Here is a 26,066-nt window from a genome sequence, read left to right as displayed (position 1 = left end):
AACGCCTCGACACTCTCTTCGGCGCTCGGCTCGGTGAGTCACTGTCAGCCAGCAGCTCGAGGCCATGCTGGCCCCGATCCCGAACCCCGCCGGGGTGGGCGAACTCGGCACCGCACCGGCCGCGACCGGCGCGCGCAACGCCGTACCAGGACATGGTCGAGCGCAAGTTCGTCATGTTCGGCACCGAGGGCAACGGCGGATGGTCGAGCTGCTCGGTGCGATGAATTCGGGCGCAGCGGGAGTCGGGGTGTACGTGCCGGGAACGGGCACCGGGGTGTTCGACACCGGCTGGAACAATCCGAATCCCGCCGTCCAGCGCTACTCGATGACCGCGCCTGGCGACCCGATCGGCGTCGTCCAGTCGTATCCGGAAGCCGGACTGTCGATTCCGGGCGGGGTCCGGATCCCCGGCAATCCGCACGCCTCGGCCGAACTCGGCGGCGACCCGGACGAGGTACCCGGCGTGACCCGCCTCGACACCGGCTTCTACGGCACCGCGACCAGTGGACATCGGCCGGGCGAGGTGGTGTTCGGACCGGACGGGCACGGGAAGTACTGGGACGACCCGAAATCGACCGCCTTCGCCAATATCGTCGGGGTGATCGCGGGCGGTGAGGTCACCGGATATGTCGAGCGAGGCATCGAGAGCCGCTGGATCGATGTCGGGCTCGGCGACAACGGCAACGGCGCCAAGGAGGCGTTCGACGCGGGCAAGGCCGCCTCGGCGGGGGCGCTGTTCGACGTCGATCCCTATGCCGATCCGCGCATCACCGACAAACCCGGGCTCACCGTCACCGAGGCGAGCCGGCTGGTGGCGGGAAATTTCGAACTCGTCTGGCCGGAGCCGGTTTCCGTGCCCGTCGATGCGGTCGATCTGACCCACGGCCGCCGCACCGATCCGAACTCGCTGCGCGCGGTCGGGCCGCCGTGGACGCCGATCTACGAACGGACACAGATCAATCCGTCGCCGGAGTTCATCGACCGCGTGCTGGCGAACCTCGCGGCGATGACCACCCGCGGCTTCGTGCGCGACCCCGATCCGATCCCCGGCGACCAGCCGGAGAACCGGTCCTACACCGATCCGCGCGGCTTCACCGTGAGCGCCGCCCTCTTCTACGGGGCCGACCCGGCGCAGCGCCGGTTCGCGATTGGCTCGACGTCACCGTGCGCGGCGGAATGACACGTCACGCCGCGGCCCGCGCCAGGGGGTGAACGTTAGGAAGGTCACTGTTACGACCGGCGCGCACCGGGTAGGTTCGGACGCGGCCCCCGCGGGGATCGGGCCCCAACAATAGTCGAACACTGACCCGACCAGGGAGTTTCCTGTGGCTCTTCACCGCCGAACCCTCCGCTCACGCGGTCTCGCCGTGCTGGCGACCGCGACCGTCGCGGCCGCGCTGCCCGCCGCGCTGGCCGGCTCCGCGCAGGCGCGGATGATCGGCGGCTTCGACGTCGGCGGCGCCATCGAGGTCGAATACGACCAGGCGGGCGGCCCCGCGCTCGGAGAGCCCACCTCCCCCGAGGCCGACGCGGCCGCCGGTGGCAAGTACCAGACCTTCGCCAACAACGCCGCCATCTACTGGCATCCCGACACCAACGCCAACACCGTCGCCGGGCAGATCCGCGACAAGTTCGCCGGTCTGGGCAACGAGTCGGGCAAGCTGGGCTATCCGACCACCCGCGAGCAGTCGACTCCGGCGGGCACCGGACGGTTCAATCATTTCCAGCATGGCTCGATCTACTGGTCCGTCGGCACCGGCGCGCACCAGATCAGCGGTCCAATCCGGGACAAGTGGGGCGAACTCGGCTGGGAGTCGAGCCCGCTGGGCTTCCCGCTCACCGACGTGTCCGCGGCAGGCAAGGGCGACGGGCAGTACAGCATGTTCCCGACCGGCGCCATCTACTGGTCGCCGAAGACCGGCGCGCACGCGGTGTGGGGCAGCATCCAGGCCGACTGGATCCGCGCGGGCGGCGAGACCGGCCGCTACGGCTACCCGACCAGCGACGAGTACGACTACCAGGGCGGCAAGGCCCAGGATTTCCAGGGCGGCAAGATCACCTGGAAACCGGCGAGCTGACTCTCCGGGGCGGGTCAGGACGCGAGCAAGCCCTGCCTGGCCCTGCTCGCGCCGGACAGCGCCAGCAGCAGCATCGTAGTGAGGGCCTGATCGTCGAGGCCTTCGGCGGGGAAGGTGTAGCGCAGGATGACGTCGCCCAGTTTGCCGCGCGCGATCAGGGTGACCGAGCCGAACTGGATCTCGTTGTTACGCTCGGCGACTCGCTTGTGCAGTTGCGGTTTCAACGGTCGATCCCAGGCCAGCACGCTGGTCAAGGACAGCACGGTGAGGCCGGGTGCGAGGGTGACGGCGCGGATCGAGCACAAGGCGCCGTCGTATTCGAAACCGAGCGAGCCGTCGGCGTCGACCCGGATGTCGATGTCCTGCATCTGCAGGCAGGCACCGGAGCGCGCCTGCAGGTCGAGTTCCGGGGTGACCACTGAGTCCATGTCGGCTCCGTCGCTCATTTGGCGCCACCGAAGCGGCGATCGCGCTTGGCGTATTCCAGGCACGCGTCCCACAGATTACGCCGATCGAAATCGGGGAAAAGCGTGTCCTGATAGACGAATTCGGCGTAGGCCGACTGCCAGATGAGGAAGTTCGAGCTGCGAAACTCGCCCGACGGCCGCAGGAACAGGTCGACATCGGGCATGTCGGGTTCGTCGAGATAGCGGGCGACGGTGGCCTCGTCGACCTTCTCCGGGTCGATCTCACCCGCCGCCACCCGGCGCGCGATTTCGCGTGCGGCGTCGGCGATCTCGGCACGACCGCCGTAGTTGACGCACATGGTCAGCGTCATCACGTCGTTGTCGCGGGTGAGTTCTTCGGCGACCTCGAGTTCCTTGATCACGCTGCGCCACAGGCGCGGTCGGCGCCCGGCCCAGCGCACGCGCACGCCCATCTCGTGCATCTCGTCGCGGCGGCGGCGGATCACGTCGCGGTTGAAGCCCATCAGGAAGCGGACCTCGTCGGGGCTGCGTCGCCAGTTCTCGGTGGAGAAGGCGTAGGCCGACAACCACTTGACGCCGATCTCGATACAGCCCTCGACGGAGTCCATGAGCACGGCCTCGCCGCGTTCATGTCCGGCGGTGCGCGGCAGACCGCGTTCCTGGGCCCAGCGACCGTTGCCGTCCATCACCAGCGCGACGTGGCTGGGGACCAGTTCCGGGGGGATCGCGGGCGGACGCGCGCCGGAGGGATGCGGGGACGGCGGGCGCACGGTGCGGGTGCCGTCACCCGGCTTGCTCGCGGTGGAAGAGTCACGACGCAGGATCACGGGCTCCATCCTGCCTGATCGCCGGGTGCGGTCCGCACGGGCTCCGCCGTGTACCGGTCGCGACCGCGTTCGGTCGGCGCGACAGCCGGGTGAACCAGGACGCGACGGTCAGCCGACCCGGTCGACGACAGCGGTGTCGACCCGATTCACGGTGGCGGTTTCGGCGGTGCGCTCGATCAACGGCAGGGTGCGCAGCTGACGTTCCAGATGCCATTGCAGGTGGGCGGCGATCAGGCCACTGGCCTGACGGCGGACGTTGCCGGGAACGCCGTCGATGTAGGCCCACTCCCCCTTCAACAGGGCGACGAGCAGATCGAGCACCCCCGCGGCCGGGGTACTCGACCCCGGCGGGCGACAGTGCACGCAGACCGCACCGCCCGCCGCCACATGGAAGGCGCGGTGCGGGCCGGGGGTGGCGCAGCGGGCGCATTCGTCCAGGGCGGGCGCCCACCCGGCGAACCCCATGGCGCGCAGCAGGTAGGCGTCGAGGATCAGTTCGTGCGGTCGCTGCTTGGCGGCGATGGCGCGCAGGGCGCTCGCGGTGAGCGAGTGCAGTTTCGGCGCGGGGGCGCGTTCCTCACCCGCGAGGCGCTCGGCGGTCTCGAGAATCGCGCAGGCCGTGGTGTAGCGGCCGTAGTCGTCGATGATGTCGGCGGCGAACGCCTCAACCGTGGTGACCTGGGTGACCACGTCGAGTGTCCGGCCTGGATGCAGTTGCACGTCGATGTAGGCGAACGGCTCGAGCCGCGCCCCGAACCTGGACTTGGTGCGCCGCACCCCCTTGGCGACCGCGCGGACCAGCCCGTGTTGCCTGGTCAGCAGCGTGACGATGCGATCGGCCTCGCCCAGCTTGTGCTGACGGACCACCACCGCCTCGTCCCGATACAACCGCACGCGCCCAGTCTTCCACGTCGGCCCGACAGCGCGGTCACGGACACGGGCGCGGTGGCGGCTGCGATCGCCCGGCACACCGCGGTGACGCGCACGCCGCAGGTCGGATCTACCGGAGCAGGCCGGTGATCAGCAGCAGCAGGGACTGCTGGGTCTCCACGCGCGCGGTGGCCGGGTCGGCGGAGTGGGCGACGATGAGCGAGGCTTCGGTGATGGCGCTGAGCAACAGTTGCGCCAGCACCGGGACCGGGGCGGCGGCGACCAGTCCGGCGTCGGTGGCGCGTTGCAGTTCGCCGGTGATCAGGCCGAGGCCGTGGCGGGACTCGAATTCGCGGAAGGCGGGCCAGCCGAGCACGGTCGGGGCATCCATCAGGACGATGCGCAGCATTTCCGGGCGGGCGCAGATGTCGAGGAAGCAGGTGAGTCCGGCGGTCATGCCCGCGAGGACATCATCGGGGTCGACCGCGGCGACCGCGCGCGCGATCTCGGCGGTGGCCTCGGTCTCCACCTGTTCGAGCACGGCGAGAAACAGGCCGCGCTTGTCGCCGTAGTGGTGATGCAGCGCGCCGCGGGTGACGCCGGCGGCCGAGACCAACTGCTCGGCGGAGGTGTTCGCGAAGCCGCGCTCGGCGAACAGGTCACGACCTGCCCGCTCGAGCGCGGCCCTGGTACTGCGGGAGCGATCCTCCTGACTACGGCGCTGCATGCAGCCGAGTGAACTCCACGATCAGTTCCGCGAGCAACTCCGGCTGGTCTTCGGGCACGAAGGTGTAGGAATCGTCGACGGTGCGCAGACTCGCCCGCGGCAGGTCGGCGACCAGCCGCTGGGCCAGCGTCATCGGGAACAGTTTGTCCTCGGTCGACCAGATCACCAGCACCGGCAGGTCGACCTCGGCGAAGCGCTCGGCGGCGGCCATCGTGTATCGGATGTCCACACCCGCGGCGAAGCGGCGTAGGTCGGCGCGGATCGCGGCGCTGCGCTGTGCGGGCCGCAGATAGGACTCCGCGATCTCGGTCGGCAGGTGATGTTTGGTCACCAGGCCGAAGGCGAGCGGCAAGCGCTGCAGGAACCGCCACCGCAGCGGGGCGAGCAGCCCGGCGATCGCGCCGGGCAGCTTCGCGACCTTCAGCAGCGCGGTGAAGGGCCGCGGCGGGAAGGTTTCGTAGCAGTCGACGGCGGCCAGGACGACGCGGCCGATCCGTTCCGGGTGGCGGGTCATCAGGATCTGGGTGAGCGCGCCGCCGGTGTCGTTGGCGACGACGGTGACGTCGGTGAGATCGAGCGCGTCGAGGAACTCGGCGATGAGGTCGGCGAGGCCGGTGGGAGTGAGGTCGGCGTCGGGCAGCGGGATCGAGTGCGCGCCGAGCGGCCAGTCGGGCGTGAGGCATCGGTGTCCGGCGGCGGCGAGGCCGGGGACGACCTCACGCCAGAGATCGGCGTTGACGAGCAGGCCGTGCACGAACACGATCGGCGATCCGATGCCGGTGTCGTGGTAGCGGATGTGGCCGGACGACAGGGCGATCTCGTGCGCCGGCCCGAGTGCTGTGCTGATTCCCATGGGGTCCTCCCCTGGTCGAATGCTGACCCGTTCACTGTTACATACATTCGGTATGTATGTCTACGGCGAGTATCCACCTAGGGTATGTGGACGTGTGACCAACTCCCGCGCTACGGTCGAGCCACGTACCTGCAGAGACGGAGCTCACATGTCCGCACCCGACCGGATCGCGCCGAAGCCTTCGGCCGAGCTCGGCCTCACCGAAATGTCCTCGGCGATCGCCGAGGGCCGCTTCAGCTCGGTCACCGCCGTGACCGAGGCGCTCGACCGGATCGAGGCGTCCCAACCGACCCTCAACGCCTTCCGCGTCGTCCGCCGCGAGGCCGCGCTCCGGGAAGCCGCCGAGGCCGACGCCCAATTGGCCGCCGGTACCCGGCTTCCACTGCTGGGCGTACCGATCGCGGTCAAGGACGACACCGACATCGCCGGTGAGATCACCGCATTCGGCTGCGGCGGCGAGTTCGGCCCCAAGACCGAGGACGCGGAATCGGTGCGCAGGCTGCGTGCCGCCGGTGCGGTGATCGTGGGCAAGGCCAATACCTGCGAGCTCGGCCAGCTGCCCTTCACCAGCGGCGACGCCTTCGGACACGCCCGCAATCCGTGGGATCGCCGCCGCACGCCCGGCGGTTCGTCAGGCGGGTCGGCGGCGGCGGTCGCGGCCGGACTGGTGCCTGCCGCACTGGGTTCCGACGGTGCGGGCTCGGTGCGCATCCCCGCCTCCTGGAACAACCTGGTGGGGATCAAGCCGCAACGCGGGCGCATCTCCACCTGGCCGCACGCCGAGGCGTTCTACGGGCTCACGGTCAACGGACCGCTCGCGCGCACCGTGCGCGACGCGGCCCTGCTGCTCGACGTCGCCGCCGGACCGCACAGCGGTGACCTGCACACCCCTGCTCCGATCGACGCGAGTGCCGCCGTGGGCCGCGATCCGGGCAAGCTCAGAATCGCGCTCTCCCTGCGTATTCCGTTCACCGCGACCAAGACCGCCCTCGACCCGGAGATCGCGGCGGCGGTGCACGCGCTGGCGACGACGCTACGCGGGCTCGGGCACACCGTCACGGTCGCCGACCTGCACTACGGGCTCATGATCGGCGCCTCGTTCCTGCCGCGCTCGATGGCCGGGATCCACCTCGTGCACCGCGCGATGCCGGAGGCGGTCGTCGACCCGCGAACCACCGCCAACTCTCGTCTCGGCCGTGTCCTCGGCGGGCCCGTCCTGGCCGCCGCCCGTCGCGCGGAACCGTTGCTGCACCGGCGCATCGGCTCGTTCTTCGACGACTACGACCTGGTGCTCGCCCCGACCACCGCCACTCCCCCGCCGATCGCCGAGGAAATCGACGGCATCGGCGTCGGCGCCACCAACAACCTGATCACCGGCGCCTGCCCCTACACCTGGCCCTGGAACGTACTCGGCTGGCCGAGCGTGAACGTCCCCGCCGGGTTCACCGGGGCCGGTCTGCCGATCGGCGCCCAGCTGATGGGCACCGCCAACACCGAACCGATGTTGATCTCACTGGCCGCTCAGCTGGAATCGGCACGACACTGGGAGCGCGACCGGCCGACCCCGTGGTGGTGAGTCACACCCACTATCGGCCCGGTTCGGCCCAGAGCTCGATATCGCTCTTGGTACCGGCCGGACACCCGTCCTGACCGGACTGGCGGGGAAACATCAGCAGGCAGCGCTGTGGACCCGCCGAACCGACGGCGGTGGTGACCAGCACCGCGATCGAAGAGCCGTCGGCGACACGACTGGTCGAGAAGCCGAGCATGCCGGTGACGCCACGATAGTCGCTCTCGCGCAATTGGACCGCGATCGCGGTCCGATTCGGTGGCAGGTCGCCGAGCACGCCCCGGCTGCTGCGCACGGCCTGGAGGAACAGCCCGCTCACGTCGAAGGCGAGGCCGGTACGATCGCCGGCCCAGCTCGGGCGATAGTCGGTGAGTTCGGGATAGCCGCGCAGATCCTCGATCAGTCCGGCCAGTTCGGCGCAGAGCTGTTCGTGTTCGAAGGGCACCGGCTGGTCGCCGAGTCTGCCGATGCCGCGGACACAGTCGGCGCCGCCGAGCATCACCGGCGCCGCCTTCGCGACATAGCGCACGGTCAGGTTGGCGGGCAGCGCGGCGGTCGCGCGCTGGTCGGTGATCAGCCGGGTGACCGCGTCGTTGCCGAGGATCGCCGGGCCTGCGCCACTGAGGCAGCCGCGGCTGACCGACTTGGCGAAAGTCGGGAAGTCGTCATTGCGACCGGCGAAGAACAGCAGTGTGCGGCGGTCGAAACCTTCGGTCTCGCACGGGGCGGGGAAGCGGTAGAGCTCCTGCTGTTCACGCCAGCTCAGACTGCGCTGGACGACACCGCGGTCGGTCAATTCGGCCCGCAGATCCTCGACCAGGGTCGTCACATACAGGTCGCCCTCGGTCTCCGGGTGATAGATCACGACCTCGTCGTAGCGGGGCGCGCCATTCGATTCCCGCGCGCCCTGGACATAGTCGGCGACCAGACGCGCCTGCACCGTATTGCTCGGCGCCGCTTGGAAATACAGCGGTGAAGCCTGGTCGAGACCGTCGGCGGACAGGGTCGTGGCCACCGCGGGCACACCGAGTTCACCGAGCCGGGTGATCGCCCGGCGGGTCTGGTCGTTGCTGCGGTCGATGCCGACGACACCGAGCACGCTGGGATCGTCGGCGACCAGCGAGCGCAACGGATTGTCCACCACCCAGCGGGCGTGACGCATGTCCGAGCCACCGTTGGCGACGATGACGCGCAACAACGGTTCCGACTCGTCGAAGGCCAGCAGCGCCCGGCGCTGCTGCACCGCGAGCCCGGCGAGCTCCTCGACCTGGGCGTGCGGGTAGCGCACATTGGTGTCGAGATAGCTCAGACCGGCGAAATACACCAGCGAGACCAGCGGGCGGTTCGGATTGTGCTCGCGTGCCCGTGCAGCGGCCGCGTTGAGCCGGAACACTTCTCGCTGCATGGTCGACAGCTCGGGATCGTCGGTGAAGGTCTGCCTGGCGTTGTCGCTGTAGCCGACGCATTCACCGTCGCGCAGGCTCACCGAGACGCCGTCGGTCCACGGCCAGTGCGCGCACGCGACACCACGCAACGGCGGGAAGTACACCAGCGTGGCGGCGACGGCCACGGCGATCGGAATCAGCACGCACAAGCCGACGAACCAGCTGCGCGCCGCCAGCGGTGGTGCGGGCGGCAGGGCCATCCCCCGGAAGCGGGGATCGCCGACACCCGGTGGGGTGTCGGCCGGCAACAGCGCGCGCAGGGGCAGGAACCAGGCGTCGGCCTGGCGATGGGTACGCCGGTTGTCGATCTCGCGCACCCAGGTCTGCAGCGGGTCGGGCGGCTGCTGGGTCGGCGCGTCGGCCAGGCTCTCCAGGGTGCGCAGCGAGCGCAGGTCGCTGATCTGTGAGAGCTCGCCGACCTCACGCTGTGGGCCCTGCTCGCGGAAGGCCAGCACGACCAGCGGATCGAACAGCCCGGTCTCGTTGCGGATCTCGTTGATCCAGGTGAGGATGCGCGCGCCGTCACTGCCCTCGGCGAGGCCGCCCCACAGCGCCACCGGGTAGGCGGTGCGCCGCCAGCTCGACGGTCGCCAGATCCGGCGGCGATAGGCGTCACGCAGGTCTTCGAGGAAGGCGTGTATCAGGAGCTTGGCGATCTGCTCCTCGTTCTCGTCGACCCGGTGCGAGGCGGTCAGCCGAGACGCGAAACCCAGGAAACTGTCGGACAATTCGGGTGCGAGGTAGCGCTGGCGCAGGAACCATCTGGTCACCTTCGACATGCCGGGAATGCGCCCGGAGACCCACAGCCACAACCGCAGCACCGGCCACAGCGCGAGCACGCCGAACACGACTCGCGAGATCGTGTCGCCCGCAATGCCTTCGGCGGTGTCGGAGTGACTGGCGGGCGTGCCGCTGCGCAGCAGCTTCGGCAACCGGCGGCGCAATTCGTCGGGCGCCTCGGACTCGTCGCTGGTGACGCGCTGCCTGGTCAGCCAGTCGGCGGTGCGGTAGCGCGGGAACTTGATCGCGCCCATCGCGGTGTCGTCGGCGGCGAAACCTGCCACCAGGTGCTGGATGATCGGCAGGCAGTGTCCAGGGATCTCCTGGTCGTTGGCGTGTGGTCCCGCGTTGAAGGCATTGAGGTCAGCGGTGAGCGCGGTGGGCGGCAGGTCCGGCGATCGCAGGTCGATCTTGGCGCGCGGTGTCGCGCGCCTGCCGCCGGATTCGCCCAGCCAGCTGTAGAGATCGGTGACCAGCGCGGTGTGGCCTTGCACGCCGACGATCTCGACGATCGGCCGCGGCAGGGTGCGCCGTCGACGCAGCAGTGCGCGCAGGACGCGCGGCTTGGTGTCGGGAATCTCCAGCGCCCGCAGCAACTCCAGCAGCTTGCCGACATCATTGCTCTCGGACATGTCGGCGGCCTCCCCCGGAAAAACGATCAGCGAACACGCCGGCCGAGCCGATGTGTTCGCCGAACGATACCCCGAACGACCGACGGTCAAACGGTCAGAAGCCCAGCTTCCCCAGCTGTTTCGGGTCGCGCTGCCAATCCTTGGCGACCTTCACGTGCAGGTTCAGGTAGATCCGGGTGCCGAGGATGTGCTCGATCTGTTTGCGGGCGTTGGTGCCGACCTCCTTGAGGCGGGCACCGTTCTTGCCGATGATGATCGCCTTCTGGCTGGGCCGCTCGACATAGAGCAGGGCGTGCACCTCGAGCATGTCCTCGTTGGCCTCGTACGGCTCGATCTCCTCGATCACCACAGCCAGCGAGTGCGGCAGTTCGTCACGCACGCCCTCGAGCGCGGCCTCGCGGATCAGCTCGGCCATCAGGGTTTCCTCGGGCTCGTCGGTGATCTCCCCGTCGGGGTAGAACGCCGGACCCTCGGGCATCAGCGAGGCGATCACGTCGACGAGCACCTCGACCTGTTCGCCCTTCACGGCCGAGACGGGAACGACTTCGGAGTCGGGGCCGAGCAACTTCGACAGCGCCATCAGCTGGTGGGCGATCTCGTCCCGGCCCACCTTGTCGATCTTGGTGACCACGCCGAGCACCTTCGTCTTGGGCGCCATCAGCTTGATCTGCTCGACGATCCAGCGGTCGCCGGGGCCGATCTTCTCGTCGGCCGGGATGCACAGGGCGATCACGTCGACCTCGGAGTAGGTGTCGCGCACGAGGTCGTTGAGGCGCTGGCCGAGCAAGGTGCGCGGACGATGTAGGCCGGGGGTGTCGACCAGGATCAGCTGGGTGTGGTCGCGGTGCACGATGCCCCGGATGGTGTGGCGGGTGGTCTGCGGGCGCGAAGAGGTGATCGCGATCTTGGAGCCGACCAGGGCATTGGTCAGCGTCGACTTGCCGGTGTTGGGGCGGCCGACGAAACAGACGAAGCCGGAGCGGAATTCGGCGCCCTTACCGTGATCAGCCACCGTGCACCTCGTTCAGCACCGCGCCGCTGCGATCGGTGCGGATCACCGCGGCCGAGGGCGAGACCTCCCACACCGCCTCGATCCCGGCGTCGTCGGGAGCACCGGCGACGACGACCGCCGCCTCGAAACCCTCTGCCCCACTGGAGATCGCGGCGGCCACGGCGGCCTGCAGCGCGGTCAGCGGGAGCGCGGTCAGCGCGACCTCGCCCGCGGCGTAGGTGCGGCCATCGGTGTCCCGTACCGCGGCGCCGCTCGCGCCGCCGGTGCGGGCCAGCGCGCCCCGCGCCAGGACCAGCAGTTTGTTGTCCTCGGCGTCCAGTTCACTCATCGGCTTCTCCGTTGTCGTCGGGACCGTTCGCAGTCACCAGATCGGCGTCGGTGCGTAGCTGCTTGCCGGTCTTCTTCTTGTCCTTGTCGGCCGCCTGACGCACCAGCACGGTGTTCACCCGCATGCGGCCACGCGCATCGGCGCCGCCCTCGCCACGCAGAACCAGCCCGTGGACGGTCACCTTCGAGCCGGGCAGCGGCACGCGGCCGAGTTCGTGGGCCAGCAGACCGCCCACCGTGTCGACGTCGGGGTCCTCGATGTCGAGTCCGAACAGCTCGCCGAGATCCTCCACCGACACCCGCGACGAGACCCGGTAGCGACCGTCGCCCAGTTCCTCCACCGGCGGGGTCTCGTCGGTGTCGTATTCGTCGGCGATCTCGCCGACGATCTCCTCGAGCACGTCCTCGATGGTCACCAGACCGGCGATGCCGCCGTACTCGTCGACCAGCAGCGCCATGTGGTTGCGGCGCCGCTGCATCTCGTCGAGCAGGGCGTCCAGCGGCTTGGAATCGGGGATGAACACCGCGGGCCGCATCACCTCGCGCACGGACACCTTGCGGCTGCGATCGGCATAGGGCACCAGGTCTTTGAGGTAGACCACGCCGAGCACATCGTCGACGTTCTCGCCGATCACCGGGATCCGGGAGTGTCCGGAGCGCACGGCCAGCGACATCGCCTGCGCGGCGGTCTTGTCGCCCTCGATCCACACCATCTCGGTGCGCGGGACCATCACGGCACGGGCGGCGGTGTCGCCGAGTTCGAAGACGGACTGGATCATCCGGCGTTCGTCATCGGCGACGACACCGCGTTCGCGGGCCATGTCGACCACCTCGCGCAGTTCGATCTCGGAGGCGAACGGGCCGTTGCGGAATCCCCGGCCGGGGGTGATGGCGTTGCCGAGCAGGATCAGCAGCCTGCTCACCGGGCCGAGTACCGCGCCGATGAGCTGCACCGGCACGGCGGCGGCCAGCGCGATCGAGTAGGCGTGCTGGCGACCGAGGGTACGAGGGCCGACGCCGATCACGACGTAGGACACCACCACCATCAGCGCGGCGGTGACGACCAGGGCGGTGCGCTCGTTCCACAGGTCGAGGGTCGCGGCGGCCAACAGCACGGTCGCGGTGATCTCGCACAGAACGCGCAGCAGCACCATGAGATTCACGTACCGCGGGCGGTCGTCGACGATCTTGCGCAGCCGCACCGCGCCGGAACGGTCCTCGCGGACCATGTCGTCGAGGCGCGCCCGCGAGACCGTGTTCAGCGCCGAGTCCACCCCGGCGAACACGCCACCGATTCCGATCAGCACGATCGCGAGCGCGATCAGGGTCAGTGAGGTCACGCCGGGCCCAACGCGTCACCCGGGGCGGTGAAGCCGGCCTTGCCGAGCAGTCGCGCGTCGCGCTCGGCCAGTTCGACACGGCGCTGTTCCTCGCGCAGGTTCACGTACCACTCCTCGAGCAGCTGGGCCTGCAGCGCGAACATCTCCTTCTCCTCCTCCGGCTCGGCATGGTCGTAGCCGAGCAGGTGGAGCACGCCGTGCACGGTGAGCAGGGCCAGCTCGTGGTCGAGCGAGTGGTCGGCCTTCTGCGCCTGACCCATCGCGAACTCCGGGCACAGCACGATGTCACCGAGCATCGAGGGGCCGGGCTCCGGGCTGTCGGGGCGGCCACCCGGCTCGAGCTCGTCCATCGGGAACGACATCACGTCGGTGGGGCCGGGCAGGTCCATCCAGCGCACGTGCAGGTCGGCCATGGTGTCGAGATCGACGAGCACCATGGACAGTTCGGCGGCCGGGTGCACGTCCATCCGGCCGATCACGAAACGTGCCACGCTGACCAGGTCTTCTTCGGGAACGTCCATGCCCGATTCGTTGGCGATCTCGATGCTCACCCGTTCAGGGTACGTTCGTCCCCGACCAGCGCCGTTCGCGGCCCGCCGGGGCCGCGAACGTCCGGCGCCGGCCGGGATCGAACGCTGCGTGGGCTACCGGCGCTCGGCGCGACCGGCGGCCCGGCGTTGCGCACGATTACCCGGATAGTGCGGGCCCGGCACCGGCCGGGTCTCGGACTCGAAACGGTCGTAGGCGTCGACGATGTCGGAGACCAACCGGTGCCGCACCACGTCGGCGCTGGTGAGCTCCGAGAAGTGGATGTCGTCGATATCGGTCAGGATCTCCGCGGCCGCCCGCAGACCCGAGCGCTGCCCGTGCGGCAGGTCGACCTGCGAGATGTCACCGGTGACCACCATCTTCGAGCCGAAGCCCAGGCGGGTCAGGAACATCTTCATCTGCTCGGCGGTGGTGTTCTGCGCCTCGTCGAGAATGATGAACGAGTCGTTGAGGCTACGGCCACGCATGTACGCCAGCGGCGCGACCTCGATGACACCGGAAGCCAGCAGCTTGGGAATGGCTTCGGGGTCCATCATGTCGTGCAGCGCGTCGTAGAGCGGACGCAGATACGGGTCGATCTTGTCGTTGAGCGTGCCCGGCAGGAAGCCGAGCCGCTCACCCGCCTCGACCGCCGGCCTGGTCAAGATGATGCGGGTGACCTGCTTGGCCTGCAGGGCCTGCACCGCCTTGGCCATGGCCAGATAGGTCTTACCGGTGCCGGCGGGGCCGATACCGAACACGATGGTGTTGACATCGATCGCGTCGACGTAGCGCTTCTGGTTCAGCGTCTTGGGCCGGATGGTCTTGCCGCGCCGGGACAGGATGTCCAGGCTCAGCACCTCGGCGGGTGACTCGGACACGCCGTCGTCGGTGAGCATGGAGACGGTGTGGCGGACCGCCTCGGGCGTGATCACCCGGTTGCGCCCGGTCAGCGCCACGAGCTGCTCGATGACGCGCTCGGCCAGCGCCACATCACCCGCCTTGCCGGTGATGGTGACGGTGTTGCCGCGGACATGGATGTCGGCCGGGAGCAGCTTCTCCAGCTGACGGAGGTTCTGGTCGGCCGAGCCGAGGAAGGGGAAAACAGACTCCGGGGCGAGTTCGATGCTCGAACGCACTGTTCGCGCCGCGGGACCCGCGTTGGTTCCGCCTGCGCCGATGCCTGATACGGGGTTGGTGGGGTCGCCGATCTCGCCTGGATTCTTCAAAAGTGGCTATAGCCTGCTTCCGGTCTCGACTGTCTGTTCGATGACCTCAGTTTAACGCGCGGCACCGACACGGCCCAGCGATATAACGGCGCCGAACAGCAGACCGTGATCGCAGGTCACAGGATCGTGGCGGTGGGCTACCAGCGATCGGTGAGCGCGCCGAGCGCGCCGAGTGCTACCGCGGCGGCGGTGGAGGTCCGCAGAACGGTCGGCCCGAGCAGCACGATGTGCGCACCAGCCTCGGCCAGCGCGGCCACTTCGGTGTCGTCGAGGCCACCCTCCGGGCCGACGATCAAGATCACCTCGGCCGCCTCTCCCACTGGCAACTCGATGAACTTGCCGGTGCCGGATTCGTGCAGCGCGGCGACGATCACACCGTCGGCGGTGGCCTTGCGCACCAGGTCGAGCAGGTCGCGGGTGCGATGCAGGTCGGCGACCTCGGGAATGTAGGCGCGCCGGGACTGCCGGGCGGCCGAGCGTGCGGTGGCACGCCACTTCTCGAGGCCCTTGGCGGCTTTGGCTTCCCAGTTCGCGACGCAGCGCGCGGCCTGCCACGGGACGATCAGATCGACGCCGGCCTCGGTCATCAGTTCGACCGCCAGCTCGGAGCGCTCCGACTTGGGCAGTGCCTGCACCACGGTCACCGGGGGGAACACCGGCTCCTCGATGCGGCGATCGTGGACCACCAGCTCGAGGCGGTCCTTCTGCGCCGCGACGACCTCCGAATCGGCGAGTACACCGTGCCCGTCGGACAGGGTGATCGACTCGCCGACCCGGATCCGGCGCACGGTCGCGGCATGGCGGCCCTCGGGACCGTCCAGCACGGCGACGGCGCCGGTTTCGGGCACCTCGTCGAGATAGAAGACCGTCGCGGCCACCGGGTCAGCGTCCGCTGAAGGAGGCGCGCAGCCGGGCGAACAGGCCGCTGTTGTGCTCGGACTGCGCCGACATCACCTCGGCACGGTCCCGATCGCGCATGCCCTTGAACTTTCGCAGCAGGTCGGTCTGCTTGCCGTCGAGTTTGGTCGGCACCACGATGTCGAGGTGGGCGAGCAGGTCCCCACGCGCGCCCGAACGCAGCCGGGGCATGCCATGCGCCCGCAGCTGGATGACCTCGCCGGGCTGGGTGCCCGCGGCGATGCTGAGCTCGGTCGGCCCGTCGAGGATGGTGTCGACGACCACGGTGGTGCCGAGGATCGCGTCGACCATCGGGACCCGGACGGTGCAGTGCAGATCGTCGCCGTCGCGGACGAAGGTGTCGTGCGGCTGCTCGACGACCTCGACGTAGAGGTCACCGGCGTGCCCACCGCCGGGGCCGACCTCGCCCTGGGCGGCCAGCCGAACCCGCATGCCGTTGGCGACACCGGCCGGGATGGGCGCGGCGATCTCGCGGCGCGCGCGCACGCGGCCGTCACCACCGCACTTGTGGCACGGATCGGGGATGGTCTCACCGGCACCGCGGCAGGTCGGGCAGGGGCGCGAAGTGAGCACCTGGCCCAGGAACGAGCGCTGCACCGACTGCACCTCGCCCGCGCCGTCACAGGTCTCACAGCGCACCGGCTTGGAATTGCCGTTGGTGCCCGCGCCCACGCAGATGTCGCAGAGGATCGCGGTGTCGACGGTGAGGTGCTTGGTCACCCCGACCGCGCATTCGGCCAGGCTCAGCCGGGTGCGGATCAGCGAGTCGGCGCCGGGCTGCACACGACCGCGCGGCTTGCGCGCTCCGCCTGGCTGGCCACTCATTCCACCGAAGAACGCCTCGAACACGTCGCCGAGTCCGCCGAAGCCGGCGCCGTTGAATCCGGCACCGCCACCGCCGTTTTCGAGCGGGTCACCGCCGAGATCGACGATCCGGCGCTTCTCCGGATCGGTCAGTACCTCGTAGGCGGTGGAGACCTCCTTGAACCTGGTCTGCGCCGCCTCGTCGGGGTTCACGTCGGGGTGCAGTTCGCGGGCCAGCTTGCGGTAAGCGCGCTTCAGCTCCTGGTCGGTGGCGTTCTTGCCGACGCCGAGCAGTCCGTAGTAATCCCGTGCCACTGTGAGTTCTCTAGTCCTTGGTCGCTGTGGTCCAGCCGAGCGCCTCGCGCCCTCAGTCGAATCCACTCAACTTTACCGGCCGAAGTATCGACCTTAACAGTGCGGGTGGGGTCGTTCCCGAGCTGGCGTCACCTTTCGGCGAGCACCTCACCGATGTAGCGGGCCACGGTCGCCACCGACGCCATGGTTCCCGGATAGTCCATCCTGGTCGGGCCGAGTACGCCCATGCCGCCGAGCACCGCCCCCGCCGCGCCGTACCCGGTGGAGACCACCGAGGTGCCGCGCATCTGCTCGACCTGGGTCTCCTCGCCGATCTGCACCATCACCTGTCCCGGCTGCTGCGCCGCGGCGAGCAGCTTCAGCACGATGACCTGTTCTTCCAGCGCTTCCAGCACCGTGCGCAAGGAGCCGGGGAATCCGAAGTCGGCGACATTGCGGGTGAGGTTGGCCGTACCGCCGAGGACGAGCCGTTCCTCTGGATGCTCCACGAGCGTCTCGACCAGCACGGTCGAGACCCGGACCAGTACATCGCGGATCTTGGCCGGAGCACGTTCGGGCAGCCCCGCGACCGACGCGCTGGCCACCGAGAGCAGCTTGCCGTCCATCGCGCCGCCGAGCAGGCCGCGCACGGCGGCGAGGTCGTCGTCGGAGATCACCGCGCCCAGATCGACGATGCGCTGGTCGACCCGGCCGGTGTCGGTGATCACCACCAGCAGCAGCCGGGCCGGATTGAGCGCGACGACCTCGATGTGGCGCACGATCGAGGCCGACACCGTGGGGTACTGCACGACGGCGACCTGCCTGGTCAGCTGCGCCAGCAGGCGAACCCCGCGTCGCAGGACATCGTCGAGGTCGACGCCGGATTCCAGGAATTCCATGATCGCGCGCCGCTCGGCGCCCGAGAGCGGTTTCACCTCGGCGATCCGGTCGACGAACTCACGGTAGCCCTTGTCGGTGGGGATGCGGCCCGAGCTGGTGTGCGGCTGGGTGATGTAGCCCTCGGCCTCCAGCACCGCCATGTCGTTGCGCACGGTCGCGCTGGAAACGCCCAGGTGGTGCCGTTCCACCAGCGACTTGGAACCGATCGGTTCCTTGGTGGCGACGTAGTCCGCGACGATCGCTCGCAGGACCTCGAAACGCCGATCTTCGGTGCTCGACGCCATCGACCCCACCTCCTCGCTCGTGCCGGGTACGTCATCGGCCCGCGTGTGCCGCTGCCGCACAGACTCGCACGCGGACGCTCGGAGCGTCTCGTTGTCCAGTCTAATTGTCTGCGTCGACATCGCCGGGCCACACGGGTGCCCGATCGGCCCGCGGCGCGAAGTTCTCCACAGGCCGGGTTTATCCACAGGCGGCTGATCGGGTCTTGTCGGCCGGTGGACGCGGACGTACGTTCGGTGCTGGATCAGGGTCATTGCCAGCGTTTTTCGAATGTCGTCGACGTGCGGGAGGGGTCTGTGGTGCGTCAGGGTGGGCAGAGTCATGGGCAGAACACGGGTACGGCGGTAGCGCTGAACCCGGTGGCGTTCGCCGCGATCGACCGGGCGTGTGGCGAATTCCTCGATGTGATCGCGCGGATCCGAGCGGCGGCGGGGGAAATCGGCGGGCAGGCCCACTGGGGGCTGGGCGAGGGAGACGCCCGGTTGATCTCCGGGGCCACCCTGGTCTCGCGGTTACGGGCCAAGGCGTCCGAACCGGGGAACAGCGTCGACGCGGTGATGGCGGCGCACGCGCGCGTCGTCGACGATATTCGGCACGCGCTTCGGATTGCCCGGGATCAGCTGGTACGCGCCGACGCGGAGTGGGCCGATCTACTCGACTCGGTGGAATCCGCTGTGGGGCACCCCGATCTGCCGATCGGACGGCCACGGTGATGGCCGTGCACGAGCCGCGGGGCATCCCCGGCGGCGGTGAGAACAGCTGGAATTGGCGGCACCGGGAGATCAGGGCGGCGTTCGAGACGCTCGAAGTGACCGATGCCTATGCGCAGGCGGACAAGTTCGCGCTGATCGCGCGGTGCTGGGCGGACGGGGTCGCGGCGTTCGAACGCGCGATGGGTGAATCGCTGTCCGAGGCGTGGACGGGAGTGGGCGCTTCGGCCGCGGCCGCGGCGGTCGATGCCCATCTCGCCCAGGCGCGAAGTCTGAGCGTGGCGCTCGACGAGCTGCCCGAGGTGGTCAGGGCCGCGGCCGAGGCGATCGTGGCGACCAAGTACGCGATTCCGGCGCAGGTCGAGTCCGAAGGGGAGGCATCGACGTGGGCGATGCGTGGTGCGGCGAAGTATCGGGCTGCTGCGGCGGCCGAGGACTACGCACGGGCCGCGATGCACGAGCGATATGTCGTTCCGTTCGGCGAATTGGACGGTCGCATTCCGATACTGCCGTTACCGAGCCCGCTGGTCGATTCGGCGGCCGAGGTGGGCGATCGTGGGCTGCTCGTCGCGCCCGCGGGTCGGCCGGGTTCCGAGACCGGTGTGGGCGCTCGGTCGTCGGCGGGCCATGCGGGCGATGCGGGCGGTTCTGATGTGTCGACCGTGGGCGCCGGCGAGATGTCGGCCCGACCAGGGCCGAGTCCGGGTGCGACCGAGGATCCCGACCCATCCGTGGCGGACGCGTCGAGCCCGGTTCCAGCCGAGTTCGGTGGCACGACAGGACCGGACGACGGGAGAACGGTCGCGTCGTCGACGGTGGTCGCCGGCGCACCGGTCCCCCTGCCGGCAGCGGGCGGCACAGGGATTGTCACGACACCACAGGGACCGCTCGGGCAGGTCGACGCGACGATGTCGCCGAGCCGGAGCCTGTCGGGCAGCCCGTATTCCGGTGGCGAGCGACCGACGAGAACGGCGCAGGGCGCGAGTGATAGCGCGCTGACCGATGGCCCGCGCTACCAACAGCCGCCGCGGCACACACCGTTCGGGCCCGGATCGGGGCGAAGCCTGCCGGGTGCGGCAGGTCCGGTGATCGGCGCCGAGCGGCCGAGTGGAATCACAGTGACCCGGCCGGCCGACCGCTTCTTTTCCTGCGCAGGACCGCTCAGCCCGCTGTCGCCGTGCGAGGACACCGAGCACAGGCTCCCGGACTACCTGATCACCGAGGCGAACACCGAGGCACTGCTCGGCGACCCGCGACCAGCGATCATCGGCGGAGTGATCGGCGCGGGTGACGACTTCGTGCCCGGCGAGCAGCGCTCACCGGCGGCTCGACGGTGACGGCGATGCCAGCGAGTCGCCGACACCGTCGGTACTGGCCGCCCCACCGGGGCGGCCGATGCCGAGTCAGCCCCTGGCGGCCGAGTGGGCGCCGCCGACCTGTTTGCCCGCGAGAGCATCGAGGCCGAGCATCGCCAGCAGCGATACGCAATCTTCCGCATCATTGGAATGGGACGCGACCGTCCGCGCCGCGACTGCGCACTGATGCGCGGTCGCCGCCTTCTCAGCGGAGCGCGCTTCAGCGAACTCGCTCTGCTCGTGGACGAGGGTGATGTGCCGTTCGGTGGACATTTAGCTCCCTAGGATCGTCTCGAAGCCTACGCCCCCAATCGTTATCTTCGGCCCCTAACCCGCCGAAAAACGCCTTCGACCACCCTGCTGTCCACCCTGCCGCACCCGGTGTGCATCGCGATGGTTAGTGACGATGACCGGGTGATCACCGATCGGTCACCGGGTGATCGGGGAACACGAATTCCGGTCACGAAAACGTCACCCAAGCACAGTCCGCACGACTCGTACCAGCGAACGAGACCGGATCAGCCCAGCAGATCGCGCACGATGCCGTCGGCCAGCAGGCGGCCGCGGTCGGTGAGGACGAGATTGCCGTCGACGAGGTCGGCCAGTCCGTCGACGAGGACGCGGTCCAGGGCGGGACTGGCCGTGGGTGCCAGGTCGGCGACCGGCAGGCCGGTGCGGAGCCGGACGGTGAGCATGAGGTGCTCGGTGTATCGCTCGTCGTCGGTGAGGGCCTCCCAGCCCGCGGCGGGCAGGCCACCGAGAGCGACGCGATCGGCGTAGCGGGCAGGGTGTTTGACGTTCCACCAGCGGATACCGCCGACGTGGCTGTGGGCGCCGGGGCCCGCGCCGAGCCAGTCACCGCCGTCCCAGTAGCCGAGGTTGTGGCGGCAGCGGGCGTCGTCGTCGGCAGCCCAGTTGGAGACCTCGTACCAGGACAGCCCCGCCTCGCCGAGGCGGGCATCGATGCGCTCGTAGCGCGCGGCGAGGACATCGTCGTCGGGCGCGGGCAGTTCCCCACGACGGACCTTGCGCGCCAGCGCGGTGCCGTCCTCGACGATCAGGGAGTAGGCGGAGACATGATCGACACCGGCGGCCAGCACCGCGTCCAGGCTCGTATTCAGATCGGCATCGGTCTCCCCTGGCGTGCCGTAGATGAGGTCCAGGTTCACGTGCTCGAAGCCGGCGGCCCGCGCCTCCTTGGCGGCGGCAACAGCGCGACCGGGCGTATGTGTGCGGTCGAGCACCCGCAGCACGTGCTGCGCGGCCGATTGCATTCCCAGCGAGACGCGGGTGTACCCGGCCGAGCGGATCCGCTCGAAGAACTCCGGGGAGGTGGACTCCGGGTTGGATTCGGTCGTCACCTCGGCCCCTGCGGCCAGGGTGAAATTCGCGCGCACCGCGTCGAGCACCGCAGCGAGCCCCTCGCCGCCGAGCAGCGAGGGCGTGCCGCCACCGACGAAGATCGACGACACCGCCGGCGTCGCGCTGGGCAGCGCACCGAACTCGACCGCGGCGGTCGCGAGCTCACCGCGCAACGCCTCGAGCCACGATTGCGGGGACGCCGAGGTCCCCAGCTCCCCCGCCGTGTAGGTGTTGAAGTCGCAGTACCCGCAGCGCGTGGCGCAGAACGGCACGTGGACGTACACACCGAAAGGGCCGCCACCGAAATCGCGCAGCTCCGGCCGATCGGTATCGGCCGGGATCGCGCGAGCAGCTCTGGAGGCAGCACTGAGAGTCACCACTCCAGTCTGCCGCGCCCCGTCGGCCGCACCCGCGCGGCCCCAGCCGATACCCGCGGGCCGAGGTCAGCCGATGACGGGAGTGTTCTGGTTGGCGGCGAGCAGCCAGCGGCCGTCCTCCTTGGTCGTGACGTACAACGGTGCCCCCTCGCCGTCGAGCTCGTCGCCGAGCGGGTAGTGGGGCTGGCGCGCCTTGACCGCGGCGACGTCGGGGCGCAGGAACAGGACATGCTCGAGTTCGTAGGCGACACGGCCGCTGGGAGAGCCGCCGGGCAGGACCTGCGCGGTGAACTCCCCGATCGCGTTGCGGCCGAAGAGTTTCTTGCCGTGGCCGATCGTCCAGATCGCGTCGTCTCGGAAGACGCCGACGAACTCCTCGACGAGTTCGTTCGCCTGGGCGCGGGCAACCGTGGCGACGACCGCGCGGATGGCGGCGATCTCGGTCTCGAGGTCTGGGGGAGTATGTCCTGCGATGCTGACTTCGTTGCTCATGCCACCACCGTGCAACCTCAACAGCAGTCGAGGTCAACCACCGAGCGCGCCACCGCACAGCGGGGAACTCGACGCATCATCGGCTGCTTTTCCCGTGCCATTTATGACCCACATCACAGAACTGTACGAGCATCCAGGGAATTTCCCTCAAAAGTGCGGGAAATATCTCCCCGCGGTCGGAACGACCGGGCTGACATGGCACAATAGGCTCCATGCACGCAACAGGAGTACGACTCGTGGCCCGTCGCCACGTCGACTTCCTGCGCGTCTGCAGCGCCTGTTGTCGGCCCGGTCTCCACCGGTAGCGCAGCGGCTTCCACGCCCGGGTATCCCCCGGTGTCTTCGACTCTCATCGGCCCGCTGACCACCTGACGCGAGCCAGCCCCTCGCGCCTTCAGCACGGATGTACCACCACCCCCGCAGGAGCGACCCCTATGACGTCGAGCACCGACGCCGGTTCGACCGACAAGTCGACGGCACAGGCCCGTCCAGAGCGCCCGGCCACCGAGCGCCGTGTCCGGCCCGATCGGCCACGCACCGAAGCACCCGTCGCGCCGCGCGCGCGCACGGGCAAGCCGGTCCGCCGCCGGTCCGAAGGCCAGTGGGCGCTCGGCTACCGCGAGCCGCTCAACCCGAACGAGCAGTCCAAGAAGGACGACAACCCGCTCAACGTGCGGGCCAGGATCGAGAACATCTACGCCAAGGGCGGCTTCGACTCGATCGACAAGGCCGATCTGCGCGGCCGCTTCCGCTGGTGGGGTCTCTACACCCAGCGTGAAGAGGGCTATGACGGCACCTGGACCGACGACGACAACATCGACATCCTCGAAGCCAAGTACTTCATGATGCGAGTGCGCTGCGACGCGGGCGCGCTCAGCGCCGCCCAGCTGCGCACCATCGGCCAGATCTCCACGGAGTTCGGCCGCGACACCGCCGACCTCTCCGACCGAGAGAACGTGCAGTACCACTGGATCGAGGTCGAGAACGTCCCCGAGATCTGGCGTCGGCTGGAATCGGTGGGTCTGCACACCACCGAGGCCTGCGGCGACTGCCCGCGCGTGGTGCTCGGTTCGCCGCTGGCCGGTGAATCCCTCGACGAGGTGCTCGATGCGACACCCGCCATCGACGAGATCGTGAAGCGCTACATCGGAAAGAAGGAGTACTCCAACCTTCCCCGCAAGTTCAAGACCGCCATCTCGGGCCAGCAGGACGTGGTGCACGAGATCAACGACATCGCCTTCGTCGGTGTCGAGCATCCTGAGCACGGCCCCGGCTTCGACCTGTGGGTCGGCGGCGGCCTGTCGACCAACCCGATGCTGGCCAAGCGCGTCGGCGCGTGGGTGCCGCTCGACGAGGTGCCCGATGTGTGGGAGGCCGTGGTCTCGCTCTACCGCGACTACGGCTACCGCCGCCTGCGCACCAAGGCGCGCCTGAAGTTCCTGATCAAGGACTGGGGCATCGAGAAGTTCCGCCAAGTGCTCGAGGACGAGTACTTGAAGCGCAAGCTGATCGACGGTCCCGCGCCCGAACAGCCCGCCAAGCCGATCGATCACGTCGGTGTGCAGAAGCTGCGCAACGGCCTCAACGCCGTCGGCTTCTCCCCCATCGCCGGTCGTGTCTCGGGCACCATCCTGAGCCAGGTCGCCGAGGCCGCCGAGAAGTACGGCTCCGACCGGATCCGGTTCACCCCGTACCAGAAGCTGATCATCCTCGACATCGCCGACGACCAGGTCGACGCGCTGATCGACGAGCTGGAACCGCTGGGCCTGCAGGCCCGTCCGTCGATCTGGCGCCGGAACCTGCTCGCCTGCAGCGGCATCGAGTTCTGCAAGCTGTCCTTCGTCGAGACCCGCAAGCGTTCGCAGGTGCTCGCACCGGAGCTCGAGCAGCGGCTGGCCGACATCAACGCCGAACTCGATGTCCCGATCACCATCAACATCAACGGTTGCCCGAACTCGTGCGGCCGCTCCCAGATCGCCGACATCGGCTTCAAGGGGCAGTTGGTCGACGACGGTGCCGGGAATCATGTCGAGGGATTCCAGGTTCACCTGGGCGGCAGCCTCGGCCTGGACAGCGGGTTCGGCCGCAAGCTGCGTCAGCACAAGGTCACCAGCGTCGAGCTCGGCGACTACATCGAGCGCGTGGTCCGCAACTTCGTCAAGAACCGGGAGTCCGGGGAACGCTTCGCGGTGTGGGCGGTTCGCGCCGACGAGGCCGACCTGCGATAAGTCGAAGAGGAGATCTCCACTGTGACAACGAATCTCGCGGCCAAGCTGGCCGAAGACGAACTGCGCGCACTGGCTGAGCAGGGCGCGGCCGAGCTCGGTCCCGACGCCTCGGCGGCCGAGCTGATCGCCTGGACCGACCAGCACTTCGGCGACAACTACATCGTGGCGTCGAACATGCAGGACGGGGTGCTGGTGCACCTGGCCGCGCAGACCAGGCCCGGCGTCGACGTGTTGTTCCTCGACACCGGCTACCACTTCGCCGAGACCATGGGCACCAGGGACGCGGTCGAGGCCGTGTACGGCGTGAACGTGGTGAACGTGCGCCCCGAGCACAGCGTCACCGAGCAGGACGAACTGCTCGGCAAGGATCTGTTCGCCACCGACGCCGCCGAATGCTGCCGGCTGCGCAAGGTCGTTCCGCTGAAGAAGTCGCTGTCCGGGTACAACGCCTGGATCACCGGTATCCGGCGGGTGGAGGCCCCCACCCGCGCCAACGCGCCACTGATCTCGTTCGACGAAGCCTTCGGACTGGTGAAGATCAACCCGATCGCCCCGTGGTCCGACGACGAGATGCAGGCTTACATCACGGCCCACGGCATTCTCGTCAATCCCCTGGTGGAGGAGGGTTACCCGTCCATCGGTTGCGCGCCGTGCACGCGTAAGCCCGAACCGGGATCCGATCCGCGCAGCGGCCGCTGGGCCGGGCTGGCCAAGACCGAATGCGGATTGCACCAATCATGACTGTCACCACCACTGGGAGTGAGCCTGTGAGTACCCACACCACCGAACGCGAACTCGGCCTGTCCGAGTTCGACACCCTCGCAGCGCTGGAATCCGAGGCGATCCACATCTTCCGTGAGGTCGCGGGCGAGTTCGAGCGGCCGGTGATCCTGTTCTCCGGCGGCAAGGACTCCACCGTGCTGCTGCACTTGGCGCTCAAGGCCTTCTGGCCCGCGCCGCTGCCGTTCGCGCTGCTGCACGTCGACACCGGGCACAACCTCGACGAAGTGCTCGCGTTCCGCGACAAGGTGGTGGAGAAGTACGGCCTGCGCCTGCACGTCGCCTCGGTCGAGGAGTACCTGGCCGATGGTCGGCTCGCCGAGCGCCCCGACGGCATCCGCAACCCGCTGCAGACCGTGCCGCTGCTCGACGCCATCACCGAGCACCGTTTCGACGCGGTGTTCGGTGGCGGCCGCCGCGACGAGGAGCGTTCGCGCGCCAAGGAGCGGATCTTCTCGCTGCGCAACGCCTTCGGCCAGTGGGATCCGAAGCGTCAGCGTCCCGAGCTGTGGAACCTCTACAACGGCAAGCACGCGCCGGGCGAGCACGTGCGGGTGTTCCCGCTGAGCAACTGGACCGAGCTCGACATCTGGCGCTACATCGCGCGCGAGGACATCGACCTGGCCAGCATCTACTACGCCCACGAGCGTCCGGTGTACCAGCGCGACGGTATGTGGATGACCCCCGGCGTGTGGGGCGGTCCCGCCGAGGGGGAAGTGCTCGAGACCCGGTCGGTGCGCTACCGCACCGTCGGCGACGGTTCCACCACTGGCGCCATCATTTCCGACGCCGCCGACAACGCGGCCATCCTGGCCGAGGTCGCCGCATCCCGACTGACCGAACGCGGCGCGACCCGCGGCGACGACCGAGTGTCGGAAGCCGCGATGGAAGACCGCAAGCGAGAGGGTTATTTCTGAT

Annotated in this window: 25 protein-coding genes; 8 read left to right on the top strand and 17 right to left on the bottom strand. The window is 69.1% G+C overall.

What is annotated here, in order from left to right; genetic code table 11:
• Window positions 1–64: 64 nt before the first annotated feature.
• Window positions 65–1,180 (top strand): hypothetical protein, encoded by a 1,116-nt coding sequence (locus BOX37_RS36065; RefSeq protein ID WP_156910300.1) that lies wholly within the window; start codon window positions 65–67, stop codon window positions 1,178–1,180.
• A gap of 145 nt (window positions 1,181–1,325) precedes the next feature.
• Window positions 1,326–2,078, top strand: a complete 753-nt coding sequence (locus tag BOX37_RS07235) for an LGFP repeat-containing protein (protein ID WP_071926966.1) — start codon at window positions 1,326–1,328, stop codon at window positions 2,076–2,078.
• Between the two features lie 14 nt (window positions 2,079–2,092).
• Here the strand turns inward: BOX37_RS07235 and BOX37_RS07230 are convergent, their stop codons facing one another.
• The 5 genes from BOX37_RS07230 to BOX37_RS07210 form a co-directional block, all read right to left on the bottom strand.
• Entirely contained in the window at window positions 2,093–2,446 is a 354-nt protein-coding gene (locus BOX37_RS07230) for a YbjN domain-containing protein (RefSeq protein ID WP_240505385.1), read from the bottom strand.
• 74 nt (window positions 2,447–2,520) lie between these two features.
• The gene (locus BOX37_RS07225; protein WP_206045779.1) at window positions 2,521–3,342 is read right to left on the bottom strand and encodes an isoprenyl transferase; all 822 of its coding nucleotides are present in this window, start codon (window positions 3,340–3,342) and stop codon (window positions 2,521–2,523) included.
• Window positions 3,343–3,441: 99 nt separating this feature from the next.
• Complete coding sequence (recO, locus tag BOX37_RS07220; protein WP_071926964.1) at window positions 3,442–4,227, bottom strand: DNA repair protein RecO; 786 nt, start codon at window positions 4,225–4,227, stop codon at window positions 3,442–3,444.
• 106 nt (window positions 4,228–4,333) lie between these two features.
• Window positions 4,334–4,930 (bottom strand): TetR/AcrR family transcriptional regulator, encoded by a 597-nt coding sequence (locus BOX37_RS07215; protein ID WP_071926963.1) that lies wholly within the window; start codon window positions 4,928–4,930, stop codon window positions 4,334–4,336.
• A complete protein-coding gene (locus BOX37_RS07210; protein WP_071926962.1) occupies window positions 4,917–5,783 on the bottom strand; it encodes an alpha/beta fold hydrolase in 867 nt (288 codons plus the stop codon). Before BOX37_RS07210 ends, BOX37_RS07215 begins: the two co-directional genes overlap by 14 nt.
• Before the next feature lie 148 nt (window positions 5,784–5,931).
• Between BOX37_RS07210 and BOX37_RS07205 the strand changes: the two genes are divergently transcribed.
• Window positions 5,932–7,359 (top strand): amidase, encoded by a 1,428-nt coding sequence (locus tag BOX37_RS07205; protein WP_071926961.1) that lies wholly within the window; start codon window positions 5,932–5,934, stop codon window positions 7,357–7,359.
• 10 nt (window positions 7,360–7,369) lie between these two features.
• On the opposite strand, the gene BOX37_RS07200 is transcribed toward BOX37_RS07205, so the two are convergent.
• The 9 genes from BOX37_RS07200 to hrcA form a co-directional block, all read right to left on the bottom strand.
• A complete protein-coding gene (locus BOX37_RS07200) occupies window positions 7,370–10,210 on the bottom strand; it encodes an ABC transporter substrate-binding protein (protein WP_071926960.1) in 2,841 nt (946 codons plus the stop codon).
• A gap of 94 nt (window positions 10,211–10,304) precedes the next feature.
• Entirely contained in the window at window positions 10,305–11,222 is a 918-nt protein-coding gene (gene era, locus BOX37_RS07195; RefSeq protein WP_071926959.1) for a GTPase Era, read from the bottom strand.
• Complete coding sequence (locus tag BOX37_RS07190; protein ID WP_071926958.1) at window positions 11,215–11,550, bottom strand: cytidine deaminase; 336 nt, start codon at window positions 11,548–11,550, stop codon at window positions 11,215–11,217. Before BOX37_RS07190 ends, era begins: the two co-directional genes overlap by 8 nt.
• The gene (locus BOX37_RS07185; protein ID WP_071926957.1) at window positions 11,543–12,889 is read right to left on the bottom strand and encodes a hemolysin family protein; all 1,347 of its coding nucleotides are present in this window, start codon (window positions 12,887–12,889) and stop codon (window positions 11,543–11,545) included. The genes BOX37_RS07190 and BOX37_RS07185 overlap by 8 nt, the downstream gene beginning before the upstream one ends.
• Window positions 12,886–13,440, bottom strand: a complete 555-nt coding sequence (gene ybeY, locus BOX37_RS07180; RefSeq protein ID WP_071926956.1) for an rRNA maturation RNase YbeY — start codon at window positions 13,438–13,440, stop codon at window positions 12,886–12,888. The genes BOX37_RS07185 and ybeY overlap by 4 nt, the downstream gene beginning before the upstream one ends.
• A 93-nt stretch (window positions 13,441–13,533) precedes the next feature.
• Window positions 13,534–14,598 (bottom strand): PhoH family protein, encoded by a 1,065-nt coding sequence (locus BOX37_RS07175; protein ID WP_156910708.1) that lies wholly within the window; start codon window positions 14,596–14,598, stop codon window positions 13,534–13,536.
• Window positions 14,599–14,783: 185 nt separating this feature from the next.
• Entirely contained in the window at window positions 14,784–15,524 is a 741-nt protein-coding gene (locus tag BOX37_RS07170) for a 16S rRNA (uracil(1498)-N(3))-methyltransferase (protein ID WP_071926955.1), read from the bottom strand.
• Between the two features lie 4 nt (window positions 15,525–15,528).
• Window positions 15,529–16,683: a molecular chaperone DnaJ gene (dnaJ, locus tag BOX37_RS07165; protein WP_071926954.1), complete on the bottom strand. Its 1,155-nt coding sequence runs from the start codon at window positions 16,681–16,683 to the stop codon at window positions 15,529–15,531.
• 128 nt (window positions 16,684–16,811) lie between these two features.
• Window positions 16,812–17,846: a heat-inducible transcriptional repressor HrcA gene (gene hrcA / locus BOX37_RS07160; RefSeq protein WP_071926953.1), complete on the bottom strand. Its 1,035-nt coding sequence runs from the start codon at window positions 17,844–17,846 to the stop codon at window positions 16,812–16,814.
• A 279-nt stretch (window positions 17,847–18,125) separates the two neighbouring features.
• On the opposite strand from hrcA, the gene BOX37_RS07155 reads away from it, so the two are divergent.
• Complete coding sequence (locus BOX37_RS07155) at window positions 18,126–18,557, top strand: hypothetical protein (protein WP_156910299.1); 432 nt, start codon at window positions 18,126–18,128, stop codon at window positions 18,555–18,557.
• Window positions 18,558–18,562: 5 nt separating this feature from the next.
• Window positions 18,563–19,891, top strand: coding sequence for a hypothetical protein (locus tag BOX37_RS07150; RefSeq protein WP_156910298.1), 1,329 nt, complete (start codon window positions 18,563–18,565; stop codon window positions 19,889–19,891).
• A 66-nt stretch (window positions 19,892–19,957) separates the two neighbouring features.
• Here the strand turns inward: BOX37_RS07150 and BOX37_RS07145 are convergent, their stop codons facing one another.
• The 3 genes from BOX37_RS07145 to BOX37_RS07135 form a co-directional block, all read right to left on the bottom strand.
• Window positions 19,958–20,182: a hypothetical protein gene (locus BOX37_RS07145; RefSeq protein WP_071926950.1), complete on the bottom strand. Its 225-nt coding sequence runs from the start codon at window positions 20,180–20,182 to the stop codon at window positions 19,958–19,960.
• Between the two features lie 245 nt (window positions 20,183–20,427).
• A complete protein-coding gene (hemW, locus tag BOX37_RS07140; RefSeq protein ID WP_420811590.1) occupies window positions 20,428–21,648 on the bottom strand; it encodes a radical SAM family heme chaperone HemW in 1,221 nt (406 codons plus the stop codon).
• Window positions 21,649–21,714: 66 nt separating this feature from the next.
• Window positions 21,715–22,140: an SgcJ/EcaC family oxidoreductase gene (locus BOX37_RS07135; RefSeq protein WP_071926949.1), complete on the bottom strand. Its 426-nt coding sequence runs from the start codon at window positions 22,138–22,140 to the stop codon at window positions 21,715–21,717.
• A gap of 434 nt (window positions 22,141–22,574) precedes the next feature.
• On the opposite strand from BOX37_RS07135, the gene BOX37_RS07130 reads away from it, so the two are divergent.
• The 3 genes from BOX37_RS07130 to cysD are packed head-to-tail and all read left to right on the top strand — an operon-like array spanning window position 22,575 to window position 26,065.
• Window positions 22,575–24,368, top strand: coding sequence for a nitrite/sulfite reductase (locus BOX37_RS07130; RefSeq protein WP_071926948.1), 1,794 nt, complete (start codon window positions 22,575–22,577; stop codon window positions 24,366–24,368).
• A gap of 21 nt (window positions 24,369–24,389) precedes the next feature.
• Window positions 24,390–25,109, top strand: coding sequence for a phosphoadenylyl-sulfate reductase (locus tag BOX37_RS07125; RefSeq protein ID WP_071926947.1), 720 nt, complete (start codon window positions 24,390–24,392; stop codon window positions 25,107–25,109).
• Window positions 25,106–26,065: a sulfate adenylyltransferase subunit CysD gene (cysD, locus tag BOX37_RS07120; protein ID WP_071926946.1), complete on the top strand. Its 960-nt coding sequence runs from the start codon at window positions 25,106–25,108 to the stop codon at window positions 26,063–26,065. The genes BOX37_RS07125 and cysD overlap by 4 nt, the downstream gene beginning before the upstream one ends.
• Window position 26,066 lies beyond the last annotated feature (1 nt).

The sequence above is a fragment of the Nocardia mangyaensis genome (assembly GCF_001886715.1).
Classification (GTDB): domain Bacteria; phylum Actinomycetota; class Actinomycetes; order Mycobacteriales; family Mycobacteriaceae; genus Nocardia; species Nocardia mangyaensis.
The sequence above is the reverse complement of the archived record's forward strand: the minus strand, read 5'-3'. Positions and strand labels throughout refer to the sequence as shown.